This is a genomic window from Lutibacter sp., from assembly GCF_040883305.1.
Taxonomy (GTDB): Bacteria; Bacteroidota; Bacteroidia; order Flavobacteriales; family Flavobacteriaceae; genus Lutibacter.
On record NZ_JBFLKT010000087.1, the window covers coordinates 1 to 6,326 of the forward strand.

Annotated in this window: 7 protein-coding genes; all 7 read left to right on the plus strand. The window is 32.4% G+C overall.

All coding sequences use genetic code 11. The features are described from left to right. Nucleotides 1–363: PLP-dependent transferase (locus tag AB1Z17_RS02705; RefSeq protein ID WP_368050250.1), on the plus strand; the 363-nt coding region annotated here is incomplete at its 5' end. Nucleotides 364–485: 122 nt separating this feature from the next. Further along, entirely contained in the window at nucleotides 486–752 is a 267-nt protein-coding gene (locus AB1Z17_RS02710) for a DUF2061 domain-containing protein (protein WP_368050251.1), read from the plus strand. After that, nucleotides 752–1,369, plus strand: a complete 618-nt coding sequence (locus tag AB1Z17_RS02715; protein WP_368050252.1) for a phosphoadenosine phosphosulfate reductase family protein — start codon at nucleotides 752–754, stop codon at nucleotides 1,367–1,369. Before AB1Z17_RS02710 ends, AB1Z17_RS02715 begins: the two co-directional genes overlap by 1 nt. A gap of 10 nt (nucleotides 1,370–1,379) precedes the next feature. Beyond that, complete coding sequence (cysD, locus tag AB1Z17_RS02720; RefSeq protein WP_368050253.1) at nucleotides 1,380–2,279, plus strand: sulfate adenylyltransferase subunit CysD; 900 nt, start codon at nucleotides 1,380–1,382, stop codon at nucleotides 2,277–2,279. Between the two features lie 82 nt (nucleotides 2,280–2,361). Further along, nucleotides 2,362–3,609: a sulfate adenylyltransferase subunit 1 gene (locus AB1Z17_RS02725; protein WP_368050254.1), complete on the plus strand. Its 1,248-nt coding sequence runs from the start codon at nucleotides 2,362–2,364 to the stop codon at nucleotides 3,607–3,609. A gap of 98 nt (nucleotides 3,610–3,707) precedes the next feature. Then, nucleotides 3,708–5,798 carry a nitrite reductase gene (locus tag AB1Z17_RS02730; protein ID WP_368050255.1) on the plus strand — a complete coding sequence of 697 codons (2,091 nt, stop codon included), beginning with the start codon at nucleotides 3,708–3,710 and terminating at the stop codon, nucleotides 5,796–5,798. Then, a partial coding sequence (gene cobA, locus AB1Z17_RS02735; RefSeq protein ID WP_368050256.1) for a uroporphyrinogen-III C-methyltransferase occupies nucleotides 5,788–6,326 on the plus strand: 539 nt, incomplete at its 3' end. The genes AB1Z17_RS02730 and cobA, both read left to right, overlap by 11 nt.

Below are 6,326 nucleotides of genomic sequence, written 5' to 3' on the forward strand. Positions count from 1 at the left end.
GCTGAAATTCTTGAAAATAACGAGCATATTTCAAAAGTAAAATATCCATTTTTAACATCGCATCCTCAATATAAAATTGCTAAAAAGCAAATGAAATTAGGTGGTAATATTATTGCAATTGAAGTAAAAGGTGGAATTGAGGCAGGGCGCAATTTTTTAAATGCGATTAAAATGTGCTCTTTATCTGCAAATTTGGGAGATACAAGAACCATTGTAACCCATCCAGCATCTACTACACATAGTAAATTAAGCGAAGAAGAGCGTTTAGCAGCCGGAATTACACCTGGATTGGTGCGAATTTCTGTTGGTTTAGAAAATGTAAAAGAGATACTTCGGGATATTGAAGAAGCTTTAAATCATTAAAACTTAATCCTTTTTTTTAAGAATATGTTAAAACTTTATACATTACAAATCTATTAGTCTATCGAGTTGGTAGGCTTGTAAAAAAAGTGTAAGTTTGCCTCTTAAAATGATATAACTGAAAAATGATACTAGATCAGATCTTTATTTCAAATAAAAAGCAAAACAATAGTGGTGAAGTTGGTGTTCAAAGTTCTGAAAAACCAATGCGTAGTGTTTTGAAAACTATTAGTTGGAGAGTAATAGGAACTTTAGATACCATTGTAATTTCTTGGTTAATTACAGGTCATATTGCATTGGCATTATCAATAGGTTCAATAGAATTAATAACAAAAATGGTGTTGTACTTTTTTCACGAAAGAATTTGGAATAAAATAAAATGGGGGAAATAATGGAGCATATTAATATTAAACAAATAAATGAAGATTTAAAGGATAAATCGCCATCAGAAATTATTGGGTGGGCATTATCAGTTGCTAAAAATCCAGTAGTTACAACAAATTTTAGACCGTATGAAGTAGCTATTTTACATGCGTGTACACATGTAAATGCTGAGTTAAAAGTAATTTGGTGCGATACTGGTTACAATACACCACAAACCTATAAACATGCAAACGAACTAATACATTCTTTGGGTTTAAATGTGCATTTATATGTGCCGCAACAAACAACAGCGCATAGAGACACTATTATGGGAATTCCTCAAATTGAAGACCCTCAGCATAAAATATTTACTGAACAAGTAAAACTTGAGCCGTTTACCAGAGCTATGGAAGAACATAAACCAGATGTTTGGTTTACAAATTTACGAAATGGTCAAACTGCTTTTAGAGACAGTATCAATGTGGTTTCATTAAGTAAAGATGGCGTTCTAAAAGTGAGTCCGTTTTATAATTATACAGACGAACAATTGGATGCCTATTTAGAAGAAAATGAATTACCAAATGAGTTTACATATTTCGACCCAACAAAAGTATTAGAAAATAGAGAATGTGGTTTACATTCATAAAAAGTGAATTATGACAGATAAATTATACATAAATCAATTAGAGAACGAAGCAATTTACATTATGAGAGAAGTTGCTGCACAGTTTAAAAAACCAGTGCTGTTATTCTCGGGAGGAAAAGATTCTATCACATTGGTTAGATTGGCTCAAAAAGCTTTCTACCCAGCAAAAATTCCATTTCCTTTAATGCATATTGATACAGGACATAATTTCCCTGAAACTATCGAGTTTCGCGATCGTTTGGTTGAAGAATTAGGATTGGAATTAATTGTGCGTAATGTACAAGATTCTATAGATCAAGGTAAAGTAAAAGAAGAATCAGGTCGATATTCTAGTAGAAATATGTTGCAAACAACAACGTTGTTAGATGCAATCGAAGAATTTAAGTTTGATGCTTGTATTGGTGGTGCGCGAAGAGATGAAGAAAAAGCAAGAGCAAAAGAACGTATTTTTTCTGTACGTGACGATTTTGGTCAATGGGATGAAAAAAACCAACGTCCAGAATTATTCGATATGCTAAACGGACAAATAGATTTTGGTCAAAATGTGCGTGTTTTCCCAATTTCAAACTGGACAGAATTAGATGTTTGGACCTATATTGAGCGTGAAGATTTAGAAATTCCTTCCATTTATTTTGCACATAAGCGTAATGTGTTTTTAAGAGATGGGCTTATATGGTCGGCCTCAGAACATGTGTATAAAGATGAAGATGAGAAAGTTGAAGAACGAATGGTTCGTTTTAGAACGGTTGGAGATATGAGTTGTACTGCAGCTGTAGATTCTTATGCCACTACAATTAGCAGAGTAGTATCGGAAATTAGAGATTCAAGTATTTCAGAAAGAGGTGCAAGAATTGATGATAAAAGATCGGAAGCAGCAATGGAAGAACGTAAACAACAAGGGTACTTTTAAGTTAAAAGTTCAAAAGTAAAAAAGCTGATAGTTTAGGTTATTAAACCAATAACTAACAACTAAAAACCAATAACTAAACAAAATGGAAGTTTTAAAAATAGCAACAGCAGGAAGTGTAGATGATGGAAAAAGTACATTAATCGGAAGATTATTGTACGATACAAAATCGCTAACCGATGATAAATTAGAAGCCATTGAACGCAGTTCAAAACAAAAAGGATACGATTATTTAGATTTTTCTTTGGCAACGGATGGTTTAGTGGCAGAAAGAGAACAAGGAATTACAATTGATGTAGCTCATATTTACTTTTCAACAGCTACAAAAAGTTATATAATTGCCGATACTCCAGGTCATGTAGAATATACGCGAAATATGGTTACGGGAGCTTCTACATCGCAAGTAGGCATTGTTTTAATAGATGCACGTCACGGTGTTATTGAGCAAACGTACCGTCATTTTTTTATTAATAATTTGTTAAGAATTAAAAATGTAATTGTAGCCGTTAATAAAATGGATTTGGTTGATTTTTCTGAAGAAAGATACAACGAAATTAAAGCTGATTTTCAAAAGGTGGTTGATAAAAGTGATTATGAAGATCAGAATATTACGTTTATTCCTGTAAGTGCTTTAAAAGGCGATAATGTAGTGGAAGAATCAACAAAGATGCCTTGGTTTACAGGTAAAACATTGCTACAACATTTAGAAGAATTTGATACTCAAGATATTTATAATAGAGGTAAAGTACGTTTTCCAGTGCAATATGTAATTCGTCCTAAAACTGAAGAATACCACGATTTTAGAGGATATGCGGGTAAAGTATATGGAGGTGAATTAAATGTTGGTGATGAAGTGGTTATTTTACCTTCAAAAACCAAATCTAAAATTAAAGAAATTTTCTTTTATGATAAAAAATACCAAACTGCTGCTCGAAGATCTTCAGTAACTGTTACCTTAGAAAATGATGTAAATGTAAGTAGAGGTGATATGATTGTTAAGGAAAACGAGTTGCCAAAAATTGAAAAGAAATTTACAGCAACTGTAACTTGGATGGATAACGAAAATTTAAGAGCGGGTTCCAAATATGTGTTACAACATGGCGTAAATAAAGTGCTAGCTAAAGTTGGTGCTATTCATAATAAAATAAATCCAGATTATTCTGGAGTTGAAACTGGAGTTGAAAGTTTAAAAATGAATGATATTGCGGCTGTTTCATTTCAACTGAACAAGCCAATCTTTTTAGATGCATTTAAAGAGCATAGAACCAACGGATCTTTTATTTTAATTGATCCACAAACTAATAACACAGCAGGTGTTGGATTTATAGAATAACTATAGAGAAAAAAATCAATTACATTTAAATTTATTTAAGCTCATAATTCCTTATGACCTAGGGAGACTATTATTACTAACTAAAAAAATTAAATAGCATGCAAAGCTTTAGAAGCGAGATCGAAAATCCGATCGTCGAGAGGGATATTATTGACCTAGAAAAAAAGATTCAACAGTTTTATAACGGAGAAATTGACGAAGCACGTTTTAGAAGTTTACGTCTAGCAAGGGGCGTTTACGGGCAACGTCAATTTGGTGTTCAAATGATTCGAATTAAACTTCCTTACGGAAAAGTAACCAGCGAACAATTACATAGAATTGCAAATGTTTCCGATGAATATTCAAGAGGAAGACTGCACATAACTACGCGTCAGGATATTCAAATTCACCATGTAAGTTTAGATAGAACGCCAGAACTTTGGGCTGAATTAGAAAAAGATGCTATTACATTACGTGAAGCATGTGGAAATGCTGTTAGAAATGTGACCGCAAGTGAAACCGCTGGAATTGATATAAACGAACCTTTTGATGTTTCACCGTATGCACACGCGGTTTTTGAATTCTTTTTACGAAACCCTATTTGTCAGGAATTAGGTAGAAAGTTTAAAATTTCTTTTTCTGGAACTGATGAAGATACCGCACTAAGTTTTATGCACGATTTAGGGTTTATCGCTAAAATTAAGGATGGTGTTATTGGTTTTAAAGTGATGGTTGCTGGCGGTTTAGGCTCTCAGGCACGATTAGCAGATACTATGTTTGAATTTATTGAAACCGATAAAATAATTCCAATTACAGAAGCTGTTTTACGTGTTTTTGATAGATATGGAGAGCGTTCTAAAAGAGCTAAAGCCCGTTTAAAATTCTTAATAAAAGATATTGGTTTTGACACTTTTATAAAATTGGTTGAAGAAGAACAAAAAGCATTGTCAGTATCTTCATTTCCAATAGATACTTCAAAATTTGATAATACAATTGAGCTTTCAAATATTGAAATTCCTTCAGTAGAAATTCAAGATAAAAATGCTTTTGAATTGTGGAAAAAGGCAAATGTAATTAAGCAAAAACAAGATGGTTTTAGTGCCATTGGAATAAAAGTACATTTAGGAGATTTTTATACTGATAAGGCCAGAATTTTGGCCGACTTAATTAAAAAATATGCTGGAAATGAAATCCGTTTAACATTGCGTCAAAATATATTAATTCGTCATGTAAAAAATGAATTATTACCATTTTTCTTCGTGGAACTACAAAAATTAGGATTTGCAACTATTGGTTATAATAGTACCTTAGATATTACTTCTTGTCCTGGAACCGATACATGTAATTTAGGAATTGCGAGTAGTACAGGGATTTCTGTAGCATTAGAAAATGTATTGAAAAGCGAATACCCTCACTACGCAAACAATAAAAATATTACCATAAAAATTAGTGGTTGTATGAATTCTTGTGGACAGCATACAATGGCGCATATTGGTTTCCAAGGAATGTCTATTAAATCAGGAAATCTAGTTGCTCCAGCATTGCAAGTATTGTTAGGAGGAAGTGTTTTAGGAAATGGAGCTGGAAGAATTGCTAATAAAGTGCTGAAAATACCAAGCAAACGTGGCCCTAAAGCTTTACGTTCAATCTTAAATGATTACGAAGCTAACGTTTCTGTAGATGAGTCTTTTATCAATTATTACGATAGGCAAGGAGAGCGTTATTTTTACAACTTGTTAAAACCTTTAGCAGATACTACAAATTTAGAACAAAGTGATTTTATTGATTGGGGAAGTGAAGAAGCGTATGAAAAAGCAGTTGGAGTTGGAGAATGTGCTGGGGTTGTTATAGATTTAATTGCAACATTGTTATTAGAAAGTGAAGAGAAATTGGAGAATGCTTCAGAATCTTTAAAATTGAATCAATTTTCAGATAGTATTTATTACACCTATTCAAGTATTGTAAATACAGCAAAAGCCTTATTAACTTCAGAAGGAAAGAAAACGAATACACACGTTGGTATTATTTCTCAGTTTGATGATTTTTTTGGAAAAGAAATTGATTTAGGTGTTCCATTTTCAACATTTATTTATCAAATAAAAAATAATGAACCAACAGTAGAGTTTGCTCAAAAATATTTGAATGAAGCACAGTTGTTTTATAAAAAAGTAAACGAATTTAGAACTAAAACTGTGCGTAATGAAAACTAAATTAATAAAAAAAGTAACGTTAATTGGTGCAGGCCCGGGAGACCCAGATTTAATAACGGTAAAAGGTGTAAAAGCTTTACAAAGTGCAAAAGTTATTTTGTATGATGCCTTAATAAATAGAGAATTATTGGAATATGCACCTTATGCAAAAAAGATTTTTGTTGGTAAACGTAAAGGTATGCACAGTTTTACGCAAGATAAAATTAATGAGTTAATTGTAAAAAGTGCTTTTGAATATGGAAATGCTGTTCGTTTAAAAGGAGGTGATCCTTTTATTTTTGGTAGAGGTTCTGAAGAAGTTGAATTTATTGAATCTTTTGGAATAGAAACTGAAGTAATTTCTGGAATTTCATCAGCAATGGCTGTTCCGGCAAGTCAAGGAATTTCATTAACCAAAAGAGGAATTTCAGAAAGTTTTTGGGTAATTACAGGCACAACTTCAGAAAGAAAACTATCTACTGATGTGTATTTAGCAGCGCAATCTACCGCCACGGTTGTTATTTTAATGGGAATGAGTAAGTTGAATGA